Annotated in this window: 14 protein-coding genes and 1 pseudogene; 3 read left to right on the top strand and 12 right to left on the bottom strand. The window is 71.3% G+C overall.

Annotated features, from left to right (window positions below):
• Nucleotides 1-148: 148 nt before the first annotated feature.
• Complete coding sequence (locus GT354_RS45725) at nucleotides 149-760, bottom strand: TIGR03086 family metal-binding protein (protein WP_161363392.1); 612 nt, start codon at nucleotides 758-760, stop codon at nucleotides 149-151.
• A gap of 227 nt (nucleotides 761-987) precedes the next feature.
• On the opposite strand from GT354_RS45725, the gene GT354_RS45720 reads away from it, so the two are divergent.
• Complete coding sequence (locus GT354_RS45720; protein ID WP_161363390.1) at nucleotides 988-1,782, top strand: metal-dependent hydrolase; 795 nt, start codon at nucleotides 988-990, stop codon at nucleotides 1,780-1,782.
• 273 nt (nucleotides 1,783-2,055) lie between these two features.
• Here the strand turns inward: GT354_RS45720 and GT354_RS45715 are convergent, their stop codons facing one another.
• The gene (locus GT354_RS45715) at nucleotides 2,056-3,474 is read right to left on the bottom strand and encodes an MFS transporter (RefSeq protein WP_161363388.1); all 1,419 of its coding nucleotides are present in this window, start codon (nucleotides 3,472-3,474) and stop codon (nucleotides 2,056-2,058) included.
• Between the two features lie 302 nt (nucleotides 3,475-3,776).
• On the opposite strand from GT354_RS45715, the gene GT354_RS45710 reads away from it, so the two are divergent.
• Nucleotides 3,777-4,433, top strand: a complete 657-nt coding sequence (locus tag GT354_RS45710; protein ID WP_237536112.1) for a TetR/AcrR family transcriptional regulator — start codon at nucleotides 3,777-3,779, stop codon at nucleotides 4,431-4,433.
• Nucleotides 4,434-4,565: 132 nt separating this feature from the next.
• Here the strand turns inward: GT354_RS45710 and GT354_RS45705 are convergent, their stop codons facing one another.
• The 5 genes from GT354_RS45705 to GT354_RS45685 all read right to left on the bottom strand — a co-directional run bounded on the left by GT354_RS45705 (nucleotide 4,566) and on the right by GT354_RS45685 (nucleotide 10,581).
• The gene (locus tag GT354_RS45705) at nucleotides 4,566-5,210 is read right to left on the bottom strand and encodes a response regulator transcription factor (protein ID WP_161363386.1); all 645 of its coding nucleotides are present in this window, start codon (nucleotides 5,208-5,210) and stop codon (nucleotides 4,566-4,568) included.
• Between the two features lies 1 nt (nucleotide 5,211).
• Entirely contained in the window at nucleotides 5,212-6,396 is a 1,185-nt protein-coding gene (locus GT354_RS45700; RefSeq protein WP_161363384.1) for a sensor histidine kinase, read from the bottom strand.
• A 5-nt stretch (nucleotides 6,397-6,401) separates the two neighbouring features.
• A complete protein-coding gene (locus GT354_RS45695) occupies nucleotides 6,402-8,621 on the bottom strand; it encodes an MMPL family transporter (RefSeq protein ID WP_161363382.1) in 2,220 nt (739 codons plus the stop codon).
• Nucleotides 8,622-9,357: 736 nt separating this feature from the next.
• Nucleotides 9,358-9,846 carry an NUDIX domain-containing protein gene (locus GT354_RS45690; RefSeq protein ID WP_161363380.1) on the bottom strand — a complete coding sequence of 163 codons (489 nt, stop codon included), beginning with the start codon at nucleotides 9,844-9,846 and terminating at the stop codon, nucleotides 9,358-9,360.
• Between the two features lie 300 nt (nucleotides 9,847-10,146).
• Nucleotides 10,147-10,581, bottom strand: a complete 435-nt coding sequence (locus GT354_RS45685) for a hypothetical protein (RefSeq protein WP_161363378.1) — start codon at nucleotides 10,579-10,581, stop codon at nucleotides 10,147-10,149.
• A 142-nt stretch (nucleotides 10,582-10,723) separates the two neighbouring features.
• Here GT354_RS45685 and GT354_RS45680 point away from each other — a divergent pair, with 142 nt between their 5' ends.
• Nucleotides 10,724-11,722, top strand: a complete 999-nt coding sequence (locus GT354_RS45680) for a LysR family transcriptional regulator (protein WP_161363377.1) — start codon at nucleotides 10,724-10,726, stop codon at nucleotides 11,720-11,722.
• 163 nt (nucleotides 11,723-11,885) lie between these two features.
• Here the strand turns inward: GT354_RS45680 and recN are convergent, their stop codons facing one another.
• The 5 genes and pseudogenes from recN to GT354_RS45660 all read right to left on the bottom strand — a co-directional run.
• The gene (gene recN, locus GT354_RS45675; RefSeq protein ID WP_161363393.1) at nucleotides 11,886-13,616 is read right to left on the bottom strand and encodes a DNA repair protein RecN; all 1,731 of its coding nucleotides are present in this window, start codon (nucleotides 13,614-13,616) and stop codon (nucleotides 11,886-11,888) included.
• Nucleotides 13,617-13,880: 264 nt separating this feature from the next.
• On the bottom strand, nucleotides 13,881-14,768 hold the full coding sequence (locus tag GT354_RS45670) for an NAD kinase (protein ID WP_161363374.1): 888 nt from the start codon (nucleotides 14,766-14,768) through the stop codon (nucleotides 13,881-13,883).
• Nucleotides 14,769-14,841: 73 nt separating this feature from the next.
• Complete coding sequence (locus tag GT354_RS45665; RefSeq protein WP_161363372.1) at nucleotides 14,842-15,645, bottom strand: TlyA family RNA methyltransferase; 804 nt, start codon at nucleotides 15,643-15,645, stop codon at nucleotides 14,842-14,844.
• Between the two features lie 302 nt (nucleotides 15,646-15,947).
• Nucleotides 15,948-16,301 (bottom strand): hypothetical protein, encoded by a 354-nt coding sequence (locus tag GT354_RS53105; RefSeq protein WP_202513043.1) that lies wholly within the window; start codon nucleotides 16,299-16,301, stop codon nucleotides 15,948-15,950.
• 32 nt (nucleotides 16,302-16,333) lie between these two features.
• Nucleotides 16,334-16,538, bottom strand: a pseudogene (locus GT354_RS45660) (histone protein); the annotation flags it as partial.

The following is a 16,538-nucleotide window of genomic DNA, read 5'->3' as shown; positions in this document are numbered from 1 at the left end:
CGCAACGGGTGGTGCGGGTGGGAACCCCTCCCAACCCAACCAACCCGCACCCGCAGCCCCGAACACCCAACCACCAACCCACCAAAGCCAAACGGCCACGAACAACGCCAACCCACCACCCCCCAGGGCCACGCGGCCACGAACGAGGTCAAAGGGTCCGCCCCATCCGACGCAACAGCCGATCCTGCCGCGAAGCGTCCCGCGCAAGCTCCCCACCCGGCGCCGGCGCCGCAAAGAAACGATGCGTCGTATCGACCGCCGTAGGGCTCTCCGCCAGACCCGCATAGATCTCGTCCAAGTGGGACTCGATCCACGCCACCAACCCCGCGTTCAGAACGTCACCCGCACCGATCGCCCGGGCCAGATCCCAGGTGTGGATCACGCTGTCCGTAGTCCGCACCGCCAGCGCCTGACGCCCGCTCACCCGCCCCAACGGATAGTCGAGAACACCTTCCAACGCGCCCGGCCGCCCGAACGCATCGGCGCATTCCCGCACCGACCGGGTGTACGCGCCGACCGGGTCCGTACCCAGCGCGTCGACGTCACGAAGACGCAGGAACTCCGCGCCGCTGCCGCCGCGCAGCAGCCCGACGTAACCGAAGTTCCCCCGAGTCATGTGGTTGACCAGCCGGCGCACATCCCACTCGCTACAGGGCGTCGGCCACGTCCACTGCTCGGGCCGCACCATCTGCAGCCGTTGCTCGAATTCCGCGCCGGCCAGGACGAATCGCTCGATGAGCCCCTCGGTTGACTTGACCATGCCACCCAGTCTGGTAGCGGAAGTCCCCCGAAGCCGGCGGAAATCGGACCCCACACAGCAGAACACCACCCCCGCCCGCCCTCGACCTCGACGCCGCCGACGGCCTCCGCCGCCGCCCTCCGCCCACCACCCCGTTGCCGCCGGCGAAGGCACTCTCCCCCGGCCGCTAGGCTGCTGCGCACTGTGCGGGCTCGGGGTCTGCCCGGGTACCGAGGAGCAGAGCACACATGATGGGACCAGCCCATTCCCTGTCCGGCGCGAGCGCGTGGACGGGGGCCGGCGCCGCCGCGGCCGCGTGGGGGCGGCCGATGCCCTGGCCCGTGTTGGTCGTCGGGGCACTGATCTGCGCCGGCGCCGCACTCGCGCCCGATCTGGATCACAAGGCCGCGACCGTCTCCCGTGCGTTCGGGCCGATCTCGATGGCGTTGTGCGGCGTGGTCGACGCGTTGTCGACGGCGGTGTACAAGGCGACCCGCAAGAAGGGCGACCCGCGCCGCAACGGTGGCCACCGCACCCTCACCCACACGTGGGTCTGGGCCGTACTGTGCGGCGCCGGCGCGTCGGCGGTCTGCGCGTTCGGTGGACGTTGGGGCGTACTCGGCGTGCTGTTCATCCACATGGTCCTCGCGATCGAGGGGCTGCTGTGGCGCCAAGCCCGGTTGTCGAGCGACGTGTTGGTGTGGCTGCTCGGTGCGACGAGTACGTGGATGCTGGTCGAGTTCCTCGACAAGCCCGGCAACGGCTCGGACTGGTTCTTCACCGAACCCGGCCAGGAGTACTGGTGGGTCGGCCTCCCGATCGCCCTCGGCGCGCTCACCCATTGCGTCGGCGACGCGCTGACGATCTCCGGCTGCCCGATCCTGTGGCCGATCCCGATAGGTCGTAAGCGCTGGTATCCGCTCGGCCCGCCGAAGGGTATGCGGTTCCGGGCCGGAAGCAAGGTCGAGATCAAGGTGCTGATGCCGCTGTTCATGGGAGCCGGTGGAGTGGGCGCGTTGGGCGCCCTCGGCTACATCGGCTGACCGTCGCGGCCCGGCGTCGCGTACGGGCGCAGCACAGCGCAGCGCAGCGCAGCGCAGGGCAGCGCAGCGCAGCGCAGCGCAGCGCAGCGCAGGGCAGCGCAGGGCAGCGCAGGGCAGCGAGACACGAGGCCGCACCAAAAGCGCGCGGCGCGAACCGACTGGGCCGTCGCCCCACGAGCAGCCGCGATCCCGCCGCGGGCGGACCACCGTCGGTTCCCGACCGGCGGTCCGCCCGCCCCACTCGGCGTTCCGGACCATTCTGACCGATTCCCTTCACGACAGGCCGAGTTCCTCCTCGGTGCGGAAGCGTCGTGGCAGTATCGGACTCGCCGCCGCCACGACCGCCAGTACCACCAGAGCCGCCCCGATGCCCCACGAGAAGGCGGGGATCGCTCCGTGATCGCCCGCTCGGTGGAGGAAGACCGCGCCGATCGTGACCACACCGAACACGGCGCCCAGTTGCTCCACCGACTCCAGTACGCCGGAGGCCGCCCCCGCGTGGGCGGTGTCGACGTCCTGGAGGGTGATCGCGAAGAGTGGGCCCATCAGCATGCCGAGGCCGACGCCCGCAGCCACCAGCCCGGGAATCAGTTGCCAGACGTGGACGGCATCCGGGGCGTAGTGCCGCATCGGCCACACGACGGCCACCAGCCCACCCGCCAGTACCGCGCTGCCCGCCGTGACGACGTACCGCCCGATGCGCGGGATCAGCGCCTCCGCCATCACCGCGACGCCCAGGACCATGCCCACGATCATTGGCAACGTCGCCAACCCGGCCTCGAGTGCGCTCAGCCCCAGCCCTTCCTGGAGGGTGAAGGTCAGGACGAGCATCGTCCCGCCCAGCACCGCCTCGACGACCAGGCTGAGCGCGAGGCCGGCCAGGAAGGATCGCCGCCGAAACGGAGCGGCGTCGACCAACGTCGGCACACCGCGCCGGGCCCGGCCGCGCTGACCACGAACGAGCAGCGCCAGAACCGGGACCGCGGCGACCAGTGAAACCACCGTCCACGGCGGCCAGTGCTGCGACGGCCCCTGGATCAGGGGCAGGACCAGCAGCCCGAGCCCCACCACGACCACCACCGTGCCACCGACGTCGAGGCGCGTCGCGTGCGGCGAACGGCCCGCCGGCAGCAGGAAGTACGCGGCCACCAACGCCCCGGCCCCGACCGGGACGTTGATCAGGAAGATCGGCCGCCACCCCGTACCGAGCACGTCCGCGTGCAGGATCGCCCCGCCGACCAGCGGCCCGAGCGCGGCGCCGAGACCGGCGAGCGCGCCGAACAAGCCCATCACCCTGGCCCGTTCGTGCGGCCGGTACATGATCTGGAGCAGCGACGTCGCCTGCGGAACCATCATCGCGGCGGCGACCCCCTGAAGGACGCGCGCGGCCACCAGGATCGAAGCGTTGGGCGCCAGCCCACACATCAGTGACATGGCCATGAAGGCGCCGGTACCGACCATGAACACGCGCCGGTATCCGAACACGTCGCCCATCCGCCCACCGGCGATCAGCAGTACCGCGAACGCGAGCGAGTAGCCGGCCACCAGCCACTGGAGGGTGGCGTTGCCGGCCCCGAGCCCGGTCCGGATGGACGGCAGCGCCACGTTGACGACCGACGTGTCGAGGATGTCCATCACGACCGCCGCCATGACCACACCGACGGCGACCAGCCGCGCCCTTCCGGTGAGCACCGCGGTGCCCGCGGACGCGGCGGCAACGCCCTCGGCCTCCCCGCAACCACCGAGACCACCGAGACCACCCGAACCACCGAGACCACCCGAAGCACCGAGACCACCCGAACCGCCGAGATCGCCCGGACCGCCCGGACCCGGACCCGAGCCACCTCCCCCGCCCGCACATCCCCGACCCCGCACCGCTTCGCCGGATTCCGAAGCCATCACTGCCTCCCGTCAAGACTAGACCGTTCCGTCTCGTCTGGAGCTTCGAAACTAGACTGGACCGATCAGTCTTGGCAAGCGGTAGGATGTGGAGCATGGTCGAACCACCCGTCGCCCCGAACTCCCGCCGCTCCCCCGCCAAGCGGGACGCGATCCTGCGGGCCGCCCTCGCCGTGTTCCTGCGTGAGGGCTACGCCGGCGCGAGCGTCGACGCGGTCGCCGCGGAGGCCGGGGTCGGGAAGCAGACGGTGTACAGCCATTTCGGCGACAAGGAGCGGCTGTTCCTGGCCGCCGCGCGCGAGTCGAACGCACGCCTGGACGCCGAGGCCGACGCGTGGCAGGGACCGCTGGTCTTCGGCGGCGACGTCCGTACCGACCTGACCGACGCGGGCCTGCGCATCCTGCGCATCGTGCTCGCCCCGGACGCCGCCGCCCTGCACCGGCTGACGATCGCCGAGATCGCCCGTCATCCCGAGTTGCAGCAGATCTGGCGGGAGAACGCGTCCCGTGAGGTGGCCGAGGACATCGCCCGCTACCTCGCCGAACGCGACGCGGCCGGCGACCTCGTGGTTCCGGACGCCGAACGGGCCGCCCGGCAGTTCCTGCTGCTGTTGGCCACCGAGGGGCGAGTCGCGTCGTTGCACGGGGTGCGGCCCTTGGCGGCGGACGAGTGCCGGCGCATCGCGGCGGAAACGGCCGACCTTCTCGTGCGAGGGCACCTCCGGCGGGGGGCGGAAGACGGGCCTTGGTGATTCCGCTGCGGTCGCGTCTTCGGTTGCGTCGGGGGGAGGGTGCCCGCCCGCACCCTCCGTTGCCTCCCGGAGGGCGGGCTGCGGTTCCTACCGCTCGCGGTGGAGCCGATCAGGCCACCCGCCCCACCCCCACTACGGCGTCCGCCGGTTCAGCAGACCCTGTTCCATCGCCGTCACCACCGCGTGCGTGCGGTCGCTGACATCGAGTTTGGCGAAGACGCGCAGCAGGTGGGTCTTCACCGTCGCCTCGGCGATCACCAGGCGCTTGCCGATGTCGACGTTGGAGAGGCCGTCGGCGACCGCGTTCAACACCTGTACCTCGCGCGTGGTCAACACCACCGGGGCCGGTTGCCGCATCCGGGCGACGAGGCGCTCCGCGACGCGCGGGGCCAGGACGGTCTCGCCGCGGGCCGCGGCGCGGATCGCGGCGACGAGTTGCTCGCGCGTGGTGTCCTTGAGCAGGTAGCCGATGGCGCCGGCCTCGACCGCGCGCTCGATCTCGGTGTCGGTGTCGTACGTGGTCAGGATCAACACCCGGGTACGGGCCGGGCCGGCGACGATCCGCGCGGTGGCGGCCACGCCGTCCAGGACCGGCATCCGCAGGTCGATCAGTGCCACGTCGGGTGCCAGGCGCTCGACGAGTTCGACGGCCTCGCTCCCGTCGGCCGCTTCGCCGACGATCTCGATCGTGGGCTCCGCGGCCAACAGGGCCACGACTCCGGCACGCATCACCGAGTGGTCGTCCACCACGATGATGCGAAGTTGGTCCTGTGTCATGTCACACCTGCCCGTTCGTGGGAATCACGGCGAGTACGCGAGTACCGTCGCCGATCGAGCTGGTGACGGTGAACTCCCCGCCCAGTTCGTCCATTCGCTTGCGCATGCCGACGAGTCCGAACCCGCCGGCGTCCTCGACCACGAAGCCGCGGCCGTCGTCGGTGATCTCCAGTTCGACGCCGTAGGGGTTTCCGGCGAGGACCACGCCGACCGTGGAAGCACCCGCGTGCTTGCGGATGTTGGCGAGCGACTCCTGCGTACAGCGCAGCAGCGCGATCCGGGTCTGCTGATCGCACTCGACGTCCGGCAGGTCCGCGTCGACGGTGAGGCCGGTGTCCTCGGTGAAGCGGTCCAGCGTGCGGCGCAGGACCCGGGCGACCGAGCCCGGCGCGACGCCGCTCTGTGGGGCGGAACCGACCAGGACCCGCGCCTCGGCCAGGTTCTCGCGTGCGGTCTGCTCGATCGAGCGCAACTGCTGCGCGCTGCGCGCCGCGTCCGCCTCGAGGCCGGAGCGGGCCGCCTCCGCCAGGACGACGATCGACGCGAAGCCCTGGGCGAGCGTGTCGTGGATCTCCCGGGCGAGGCGCTCGCGCTCGTCCGCGGCGCCCTGGCGCCGGTGCGCCTCGGCCAGTTGCAGTTGGGTGGACTCCAACTCGGTGCCCAGGACCCGTACTTGCTCGTTCCGCTGGGCGACGAACCGGTGCGCCGAGAGCCCCAGCGGGACGCTCATCGCGTAGGCGATCACGGTGGCGACGGTGTTGCCGTCGGACAGCTCGGGACTCCACCCCTGTGGGGCGACCGCGGCCAGGACCGTGGCCGCCGCGGCAAGGCCGCTGTACCTGATCGAGGACAACGAATCCTTGGCGAGGAACCAGAACTGCGGAAGCGTCGCCACGAACACCGTCGCACCGCCCTCCCGGGTGTACGACATCGCGCCGAGAGCGACGACGAGCACCCACAGGAAGGTCTGCGGCCGAAGCACCCGGTTGTCGGGGAACCCGCGCATGATCGCGTAGCAAAGGCCCGTGGCGACCGGCAGGCCCATCGACCAGTACTTCGTCGCGCCGGGGTCGTCCCGTCCCGCGACGACCATGGGGAGCAACCCCAGAACCACCCAGAAGAGGATGTACCACCGGTGGAGCGTCCAGATCCGGGCCTGATCGATGGGCTGCGGCCGTGCGTTCATGCCGGTCAGCCTACTTTTTCGACCGGTCGGGCCATTGCGGTGGTGTGGTGCTCCTGGGCCCGGCGCATCTCGCGCGAGGGCCACCAGGTCCGGTTGCCGAGCAGCAGCAACATCGCGGGCAGGACCAGGATCCGAATGACGAACGCGTCCAGGAGTACGGCCACGGCCAGGCCGAAGCCCAGTTGCTTCATCTCGATCAGGTGCAGCCCGATGAAGCTGGCGAAGACGGTGACCATCACGAAGGCCGCGCTGGTCACCACGCCGGCCGAGCTGCCGATGCCGTCGAGCACGGCCTGTCGCGGCGACACACCGCGCAGCGCGGCCTCTCTGATCCGGCTGATCACGAACACCTGATAGTCCATCGACAGGCCGAACAGGATCACGAACAGGAACAGCGGTATCCGCGAACCGATCGAGCCGATCGAGTCGAAGTCGAGCAGCCCCTCGGCCCAACCTCCTTGGAAGACCAACACCAGGAGGCCGAGCGCGGCGCCGGCCGAGAGCAGGTTGAGCAGCACGCCGATCAGGCCGAGGACCACGGAGCGAAACGCCCACACGGTCATGGCGAACGTCACGAGCAACAGGGTGCCCAGGATCAGCGGCAGCTTTTGCTTCTGGTGCTCCGGGTAGTCGGCGAAGCGCGCGACGTCCCCGGTCACCGCGTAGTCGACGCCGGACAGCTTGCCCACCGTGGCGGGAACGTAGTCGTGGCGGATCCGGTCGAGCGACGTGTGCGCGGCGTCGGCGCTCACGAAGTGCGGGTCGCGGATCTCCAGCATGCTGATCCGGGCGTCGGGCGAGGTGCGAAGTTCGGCCTTGCCGGCGAGCAACGGGTCGTTCTTGGCGCGCTGTTCGAGGTCGCGCAGGGCGCCGGCGACCTCCGCCGCGCGGCCGGGGTCGGCGCGGACGACGACCTGGTGCATGGACTTCAGTTCGGGGAACGCGTCGTTGGCCCGGTGCCAGTCGGCCATGGCGGGGAGGGAGCGGTCGTAGTTCTCCCGGCCGATGTCGGTCAGCTTGAGTCCCGTGATCGGGGCGGCCAGGACCAGCATGCCCAGGACCGCGACGACCAGTGTCGTGGCGGGGCGCCTGCTCGTGCCGCGGAGCATCGCGCCGGTGATCCGGCCGGCGCCGGAGCGCGGCTGCTTCCGGGGGGCGAGGGTCTTGCCGGCCTGCGCCGCGCGCTCGGCCCTGCGTGCCTCGCGGCGCTCCGCACGGACGCCGAGCTTGACCAGCAACGCGGGCAGGACGGTCAGCGAGGCGACCACCGAGACCAGGGTGACCACGATCGCGCCGGTGGCGATCGAGGAGAAGATGACGTCGTCGGCCAGGTACAGCGTCGCGCTGGACGCGGCGACCGCGAGCCCGGAGACCACCACGGCGTGGCCCGACGTGGCGGCGGCGATGTCGACCACCGCCCGTGTGCCGAGCCGGCCGCCGGAGCGGGCCCGTTCCTCACGCTCGCGCTTGAGATAGAAGAGCGCGTAGTCGACGCCGACCGCCAGGCCGATCAGCAGGATGACGTTGGTACCGACGCCCGCGTCCGGGAAGACGTGCGACGCGAGCATCGCCAGGCCGACGGCCGCGGCGATCGAGGACAGCGCGATGAGCAGCGGCACGGTGGCCATCGCCGCGGACCGAAAGACGACCAGCAGGGTGAGCAGCGTGATCGGCAGCGCGATCATCTCGGTACGCGAGAGGTCGTCGCCGCGCTGACCTTGTACGTCCTCGCTGATCGAGGGCCCGCCGGTCTCCGCCACCCGCAGGCCGGGATGGGCGGCCTGCACCTTCGCGGTCTGCGCCTGGAGCGGGTCGACGTGCTCCTTGCCGAGGAGCTCGGTGCCCTTCATGGTCACGTCGACCCGGAGCATCCTCCCGTCGGCCGATCGCACCGGCTCGGCCACCGACAGCACCTCGGGCAGCGCCTTCATCCGGTTGGCGACGTCCCGGGCCGCGGCGTCGGCCGCGGCCGCGTCCATCGGCCCCGCGCCGGACTTGGCGGTGATCAACACCCGCTCGGTGGGCCGCTGTTGCAACCCGCCGTCGATGGCCATCAACTCGGCTCGGCCGGCCTCCCCGACGCCGAAGTCCTCGGCGACGGCGGCGTTGGTGCCGACCGATATCCCGGCGCCGAGGCACAGGGCAACGAACAGAAACCACCCGGCGATGGCCCGCCAGGGATGCCCGGCACTCCACCGAGCCACACGAACCGCAAGCTTCTTCATGCCGTAGATGCTGGTCGCCGGCCCCTCCCCGCCGACAGCCTCGCCCGGTTGAACCCGGCGTCCACCGGTCGGTGGACGGGAGGGCGGGTTCGGCCCGGCACCGACCCGGTGACATCGCCACGCGATCAAACGCACATCCACGTCCCGAATGGGAAGGGGTGTCGTATGACCCTAAAGGCGCGATCTACAGCAAAAGCAAAGAAACGCACCTCGACACCACCATCCCGAGGCACCCGACCGAGCGCGGGCCGAACGCTGTCCCTCGACACCCACGAGCGTGCCCTGCAACAACAAGTCATCCACCGGGCCCGCGAACACTTCCGCAAGCTCATGGCCGAGCAGACCACCCCACCGTCCCGCAGGCCGAACCCGTAGGCACGACCGAGCCCACTCCGATCCGCCGGACGACGAGCCGCCTCCCGAAACCCCGACCGCGCGCCGAACTTCCACACCGACGGACTCGGCCTGGAAAAGCGGATCGACTTCCCCGAACCCGACGGACCTCTCCTCACCGTCGGCGTTCCCGACAGCCCGTGCAGATCACCCTGTGGTCACATGCGGCGGCCGCGGGACGGCCGAGCGACGTGGACCGAAACCCCGCGCCCGGCCCGCTGATCCTCGAATCCGACGATCTGCGAGCGGATTCGAGATCGTGCGTAAGCGCGGCGTCGTCTTCGAAGAGCTCGAACCCGCCCCGCAGGGCGACCGGCACCCGCCTCGTCGGTCGCTCTGTCCGTCAGGTCACCGAGCGGGCGCCGCCGACGAGGAACCGTGCCGCCGGCTCCGCGGCAAGTGCCGTGTCGATGCGGGTCCGCATGTCGTCGGTCATCGGCGGCAGGGCGTTCAACGGGAACCAGCGTGCCTCGGTGTTCTCGCCGTCCGCCGGATGAGGCTCACCCGCGTACCAACGGAACAGGAACACCAAGTCGAGGTACTGCGCCTGGTCCCCGTTGGTGTACACACTCGGCTTGGTCACGTGAACCATGGCCAGGCGCTCGGGCACGGCCTCGACGCCGGCCTCTTCGAGGATCTCCCGCGTCGCCGCGTCCGCCGGTTGCTCCCCGGGATCGATGATCCCGGTGACCGCCGTCCACGCCCCGTTGTCCGCCCGCCGAACCAACAACACGTCCTCACCGCGCACCACGACCGCGGTCACCCCCGACAGCCACAACGGGTCGGTACCGATCTTTTCCCGCAACGCGAGGATGAACTCCGGAGTTGACATCCACCCAGCATAGGAACGTCATCCACTCGCCCCGGCCGACTCCCGATCCGCCGTGCGCTTGCCCGCTGCCGGACTGCGCGTCGAAGGCCGATCGACGAGCGGCCCATCAGAGCCGATCGCGCGGAGAGCGCCCCGCAGCCGAGTACCACCCTGCTCGGCTGCGGGGCGGGCGGAAAGGTTGCCCGGGTCGCGCCCCCACTCGACTCGCGACCCGGGCCGCCAAAGGCTCACTCTCGCTGCCGGGCCGCCCCTGCTCCCCGCAACCGGCGGCGCACTCGCTCTCGTTCGCGCCAGGATTCGTCACCGGCAGGGCCGGAGGTGGTGAACGGGCGTCCAGCGCGCCGCACCGCACGCCGGCCCGCCACTGTCGGCGGCGGTCGGGTTGCCGGGCTTCTTGTCGCCCGGTGCGGTCACGGTCAGGTCCCCGCCCGTGACGGTGATCGTGTCGACGGCGATCCGGCGTGCTTGCGGATGCCGCGTCACGTAGGCGTCGACCTGTTGCCACAGTCGGAGCATCGGCGATCCTCCCGGCCCTGCCGAGAGCTCCCGCCGGCCAGGCGCGCCCTGCTCGCCCTGCTCGATCCGTACGGTCCGGTCGGCCCCGGCTCCGGCCGACCCGGCGCCTGCCGAACCGGTGACGGTGGTCGCGATCGATGTCGCGATCGACGCCACGAGCGCAACCAACGCCGTGCCCGCGATCGTCGGAGACAACGACCCGCGCGGTGACATGTTCACGGTGCTTGTTCCTCCTCGACGGCTCCCGCGACCCCTCACCCCTATGAGAGACGCGAGCCCGTCACCCATCGTGGTCGTGCGGTGGCACCACGTAGAAGGGGGAACTCAGGCCGTTACCAAACGTATCTATAGAGTGATGGGTATGGCGGACAACGAAGTCGAGCGGTCGGCCGGCGCGCCGGAACTCACTCCGACGACCGGAGGCGGTGATCCGAGCGTTCACCAGCTGAGACTCTTCCTGGTTCTCGCGGAGGAACTGCACTTCGGGCACGCGGCGAGACGCATGTTCATCACCCAGCCCGCCTTCAGCCGACAAATCACCGCGCTGGAGCGGCGCGTGGGCATCGGCCTCGTTCAGCGCTCGACGCGACGGGTCGAACTCACGCCGGCAGGACGGGCGTTGCTTCCCGAAGCGCGGGCCGCCGTCGACGCGGTGGACCGGCTCCGGGTGGTCGTCCAACTGCAAACGCGCCGCGTGGCCGGGCGGTTGACCGTGGGCTTCATCGACGCCGTAGCCGCCATGCCGCACGCCCGGCAGATACTCGCCGAGTTTCGCAGCCGACATCCGGAGAGCACGGTGGAGATGCGCAGCCTCGACTTCGCCGGTCAGGTCGACGCGCTCACCAGCGGAGAGGTGGACGCGGCGTTCGTCCGCCCTCCCTTGCCGACGGGCATCCGCACGCTGCGGCTGGCGGTCGAGTCCCGCGTGGCGTGCCTTCCGGCCGGCGATCCGCTCGTGTCACGACAACCGCTCAACCTGGCCGACCTCACCGACCGGGTATTCGTCGACGTGGCGGGGGCGGCCGGTGGTGCGGTGCGCCGGTGGTGGGACTACTGGACGGTCAACCCGCGCCCCGACGGTACGCACGTGCGCTTCGGGCACGTCGTCACGGACATCGAGTCCCTGCTGTTGGCCGTCGCCCAGGGCGAGGGCATCGCCTTCCTGCCTGCTGCGGCACGTGACCTGTATCCCAGGCCGGGGCTCGCGTACGCGGACGTCCCCGACCTCCCGCCGGCCACGACGGCCCTCGCGTGGTTGCCGAGTCGCGGCGACAGTTCCGGCGTCGCCGCGCTGTGCGAGGCGGCTCGCGCCGTGCTTCGGGGGGCTGCGGTGCCGCGGGGGCGGGCGCCGTCGGCGTGACGCCTTCCGGCGGGGATTGTTCCCACCCGCACCACCCGCACCACCCGCACCACCCGCACCACCCGTACCGTTGCGTACGCCGCTTGCGGATCTACCGCATCCGGGCGCACCCACCCGGCCGCGAGGCCGGAAGTGGTGCGGGTGGGAACCGAACCCGAGCCCACTAGTCCTCCCGCTTCGCCCCCGCCGCAGTCGCCAGCAGTTCTTCCGCGTGCGCCCGTCCCAGCTCCGAGTCCTCCAGCCCCGCCAACATCCGCGACAGCTCCCGCACCCGCCCCGCGTCGTCCAGCGTCACCACTCCCGACCGCGTGACCGTGCCGTCGCTGGACTTCTCCACCACCAGGTGCCGATCCGCGAAGGCGGCCACCTGCGGCAAGTGCGTCACCACGATCACCTGCGCGACGCGCGCCAACCGCGCCAACCGCCGCCCGACCTCGACCGCGGCCTTGCCGCCCACGCCTTGGTCGACCTCGTCGAACACGAACGTCGGCACCGGGTCCGCCCCGGCGAAGACCACCTCGACCGCGAGCATCACGCGCGACAACTCACCGCCCGACGCCCCCTTGGCCAACGGCCGAGGCGGCGCGCCCGGGTGCGGCGACAGTTGCAACTCGACCTCGTCCACGCCCGCCGGGCCGTAGGCCAGCAGCCGCCCGCCGACCGCCAGGCCGGCCGGGTCCTCGACCGCCGAGATCGCCACGCCCACCCGCGCGTGCGGCATCGCGAGCGCCGCCAACTCCTCCGTGACCGCGTCCGCGAAGCGTTCGGCCGCCTCGTGCCGCGCCGCCGAGACCCGCCCGGCCAGCTCGGCCAACTCCGCCGACAACGCGTCACGCTGCGCGGTCAGTTCCTCGGTCCGGTCCTCGTCGCCGTCCAGCTCCGCGAGCCGCGCCGCCGAACGCTCGGCCCATGCCAACACCTCGTCGATGCTTTCGCCGTACTTGCGGGTCAAACCCGTCAATGCCGCCCGTCGCTCCTCTGCGGCCGCGAGCCGAAGCGGGTCCGCGTCCACGCCGGCCGCATACGACGCCAGCTCCGTCGCGACGTCCGACACCAGGTATCCGACCTCGCCCAGCCGCTCCGCCAACGCCGCCAACGCCGGGTCGTGCTCACGGACCGCCTCCACCGCCCGCTGGGCGGCCCCGAGGAGCGTCGAGGCGTCCACCGCGTCCGTACCCGTCTCCGGATCGCCCAACAGCGCCTCGTGCGCCGTCGTCGCGGCCGTGCGCAACGCGTCGGCGTGGCCCAGCCGCGCCGTCTCCGCCGACAACTCGACGTCCTCGCCCGGCTGCGGCACGACCTGCTCGATCTCGCCGAGGCCGAAGCGCAACAGGTCGGCCTCCTGTACGCGCTCCCGCGACAGGGTGGTGATCTCGTCCAGTTCCGCGGCGACCTCACGCAGCCGCCGGTACACGCCGCCGTACTCCCGCAGCGGGACCGAGACGGCCTCCCCCGCGTAGCGGTCCAGCGAGCCGCGCTGTCGGGCCGGTCGCAGCAGCCGTTGCTGGTCGGTCTGGCCGTGCACGGCGATCAGGTCGTCGGCGAGATCCGTCAACAACCCGATCGGCGCGGCCCGCCCGCACACGTGCGCGCGGGATCGGCCCTCGGCCGAGACCGTACGCGCGAGCAACAGCTCGTCGTCCTCCAATTCGGCACCCGCGTCGGCGGCCCGCCGAGCCGCCGGCGAATCCGCCGGCACGCTCAGCCGCCCCTCGACCAGTGCCTTGCCGACCCCGGATCGCACGAGCCCGGCATCAGCCCGCCCGCCGAACAACAATCCGAGTCCGGTGACCACCATCGTCTTGCCGGCGCCGGTCTCGCCCGTGACCACGGTGAAACCCGGCGCAAGCTCGACGACGGCATCTTCGATGACGCCCAGACCCCGTATCCGCATCTCTTCGAGCACGAGACGACACTACGAGGTCGTGGGGACCGGACGCGACGACCACACTCCACAGTGGCGTTTTGCCCACCTCGATCAACGAACCCGGGTAGCGTCGGCGCGAACACCCGGCGGCGGAGCGCTACCCCCGGCCGACGACAAACCCAAAGCTCGAACGATCAAAACCAAACCCGAAACAAACACCAGCGCACAAAACCCGCCGGCCCTACCGGCACACCAGGGCGTCAAGGGGCCAAGGGGTGCCCCGCCCGGACCCTAAGCCCGCCCCCGCCACCCCTTCACCGGAAGCGCGAACTTCGCCACCAGTCGATCCGTGAACGGCGCCCGATGCAATCGCGCGAGCCGCACCGGCTGGGTCCCCCGACGCACCTCCACCCGCGCGCCCGCCGGGAGCTGTACCGTGCGCCTGCCGTCGCACCACAACGCGCCGGGCGGCGTCTCCGGCGCCAGTTCCAGCGCCAGTACCGAGTTCGGCGACACCACCACCGGCCGCGCGAACAACGCGTGCGCGCTGATCGGCACCATGATCAGGGCCTCGACCTCGGGCCACACGATCGGGCCGCCACCGGAGAACGCGTACGCCGTCGACCCCGTCGGCGTCGCACACACCACGCCGTCACAGCCCCACCGCGACAGCGGCCGGCCGTCGACCTCGGCGACCAGTTCCAGCATCCGCTCGCGCGAGGCCTTCTCGATCGCGGCCTCGTTCAGCGCCCAGTTCGTATGTACGATCTCGCCGGCCACCCGCACCACGACGTCGAGCGTCATCCGCTCCTCGACGTCGTAGTTGCGCGCCACGACCCGCTCCACCACGTCGTTGAGGTCCTCGCGCTCGGCCTCCGCCAGGAAGCCGACCCGGCCCAGGTTGACCCCGAGCATCGGTACCGCCGCCTCCCGGACCACCTCCGCGCCGCGCAGCAACGTACCGTCGCCGCCCAGCACGATCGCGAGCTCGCAGCCCTTCGCCGCACCCGATTCGGCGGGCACGACCTGTACCCCCGGCAGGGCCAGCTCGTCGGCCTCGGGTTCGAGCACCCGCACGTCGAGGCCCGCCGTGACCAGTCGTTCCACGACCAGCCGTGCGCTGCGCAACGCCGCAGGTCGGCCGGTGTGTGTCACGACCAACACCGTGCGATCGCTCATGCCCGTATCCCCTCGTCCGCATCGAATCGACCGCAGCCGTACCCGTACGCCGTGACGTTATCGTGCGCGCCGATCACCGCGGTCCCTCGGCAACCGCCCGATCCACGTCCGCCGAATCCAACTCGGGCGCGCCGGCCCGCATCCACAGGAAGTACTCGACGTTGCCCGAAGGCCCCGGCAGCGGTGACGCGGTCACCCCGAGAACGCCCAGCCCCGTCTTCGCGGCCTGCTCCGCGACCGTACGCACCGCCTCGGCCCGCAACGCCGGATCACGCACGACCCCGCCCGCGCCGAGCCGCTCACGCCCCACCTCGAACTGCGGCTTGACCATCATCACCAGGTCGGCGTCCGGCGCCGAACAACGCACCAGCGCGGGCAGCACCAGGCCCAGCGAGATGAACGACAGGTCGCCCACCACGAGTTCGGCCGCCGGGCCCACCTGATCCGGCGTCAACTCGCGCACGTTGGTGCGGTCCCGCACGGTCACCCGGTCGTCGCTGCGCAGCGACCACGCGAGTTGCCCGTAGCCGACGTCGACCGCGACGACGTGCCCCGCGCCCGCGCGCAGGAGCACGTCGGTGAAACCGCCCGTGGACGCGCCCGCGTCGATACAGCGCCGCCCCGCGACCACCAGACCGTGCGGGGTGAACGCGGCCAGCGCGCCCGCGAGTTTGTGCCCGCCGCGCGATACGTAATCGGGATCACCGTCGTCGGCGGCGACCACGACGGCCGCCCCCGCGTCGACCTGGGTGGCGGCCTTGGTCGCCGTCTGGCCACCCACCGTCACCCGCCCGGCCGCGATCAGTTCGCTCGCGTGGTCCCGCGACCGAGCCAGTCCCCTGCGCACCAGCTCGGCGTCGAGCCTGCGTCGTGCCACCGGTCGTGCCTGCCATTCGTTGAAGTTGCCGAGCCTTGAAGTTGCCGAGCCTTGACGTTGCCGAAGCCCTTGAGCCGTGACGAGAACCGCAACCACCCGCGTACATCACCCTGACTACACGCGTGGACCCGGCACCCGTCCCGCGCGCGGCACGGACCCACCAGGATCCATACCCTCACCCGAAACCCCGATCCGCTTATCCGGTGCCCGATGGCCGACGGCCGGTGTATCCGGTGCATCCGGCGTACTCGACGCATCGCGCCGACTCGCGCGGCGGATCCGGACGGGTCGACGGTCCGGACCTATCGGTCCAGTGCCGCCAGGGTGTCCCGCAGTCCTCGATGCACATCCTCGTACACAGGCCCGTGGGCTTCGGTCGGCAGGTCACCCACACGGCTGAGAGTGGACAGCGCACCATCCACATACGCGTCCCCGGTGGGCCGCGCCGGCTCGACCTCCAACGGCCCGACCACCACGGCCGAACCCGTATCCCCGGCCGAGCCGACAGGCACATCGACAGCCACGCCGACTCCCGCCTCGGCAACCACGCCGACACTCGCCTCGGCACTCGCATCGACAACCGCCCCGACAGCCACGTCGACGCCCTCGTCGCCGTCCGCCCGCTCGCTCACGTCGACGTCCGTCCCTTCACTCACGTCTACGTCTACGTCCGGATCCAGATCCAGGTCTACGCGTCCGGCCCCGTCACGGGCTTGGCACGGGTGGCCTTCGTGGCCTTCTTCGCCGGCGCGGCCTTCTTCGCGGCATCACCGGCGGGCTTGTGCGCCGTCTTGCGCGGCCCGTGCTCGGGCACGCCGTCGGCGGTCGGCGTCTTCTTGACCGGCGCGGCCCTCTTCGCGGTGCCCGCCGGCTTGTGCGCGGTCTTGTGCGGC

The sequence above is a fragment of the Streptomyces sp. SID3343 genome (assembly GCF_009865215.1).
GTDB lineage: Bacteria > Actinomycetota > Actinomycetes > Streptomycetales > Streptomycetaceae > Embleya.
The sequence above is the reverse complement of the archived record's forward strand: the minus strand, read 5'-3'. Positions and strand labels throughout refer to the sequence as shown.

What these genes read in the sequence shown, in the direction of transcription:
- GT354_RS45725 (WP_161363392.1), bottom strand. Translation starts at nt 760, where the DNA reads ATGGTCAAGTCAACCGAGGGGCTCATCGAGCGATTCGTCCTGGCCGGC.
- GT354_RS45720 (WP_161363390.1), top strand. Translation starts at nt 988, where the DNA reads ATGATGGGACCAGCCCATTCCCTGTCCGGCGCGAGCGCGTGGACGGGG.
- GT354_RS45710 (WP_237536112.1), top strand. Translation starts at nt 3,777, where the DNA reads ATGGTCGAACCACCCGTCGCCCCGAACTCCCGCCGCTCCCCCGCCAAG.
- GT354_RS45705 (WP_161363386.1), bottom strand. Translation starts at nt 5,210, where the DNA reads ATGACACAGGACCAACTTCGCATCATCGTGGTGGACGACCACTCGGTG.
- GT354_RS45700 (WP_161363384.1), bottom strand. Translation starts at nt 6,396, where the DNA reads ATGAACGCACGGCCGCAGCCCATCGATCAGGCCCGGATCTGGACGCTC.
- GT354_RS45695 (WP_161363382.1), bottom strand. Translation starts at nt 8,621, where the DNA reads ATGAAGAAGCTTGCGGTTCGTGTGGCTCGGTGGAGTGCCGGGCATCCC.
- GT354_RS45690 (WP_161363380.1), bottom strand. Translation starts at nt 9,846, where the DNA reads ATGTCAACTCCGGAGTTCATCCTCGCGTTGCGGGAAAAGATCGGTACC.
- GT354_RS45680 (WP_161363377.1), top strand. Translation starts at nt 10,724, where the DNA reads ATGGCGGACAACGAAGTCGAGCGGTCGGCCGGCGCGCCGGAACTCACT.
- recN (WP_161363393.1), bottom strand. Translation starts at nt 13,616, where the DNA reads ATGCGGATACGGGGTCTGGGCGTCATCGAAGATGCCGTCGTCGAGCTT.
- GT354_RS45670 (WP_161363374.1), bottom strand. Translation starts at nt 14,768, where the DNA reads ATGAGCGATCGCACGGTGTTGGTCGTGACACACACCGGCCGACCTGCG.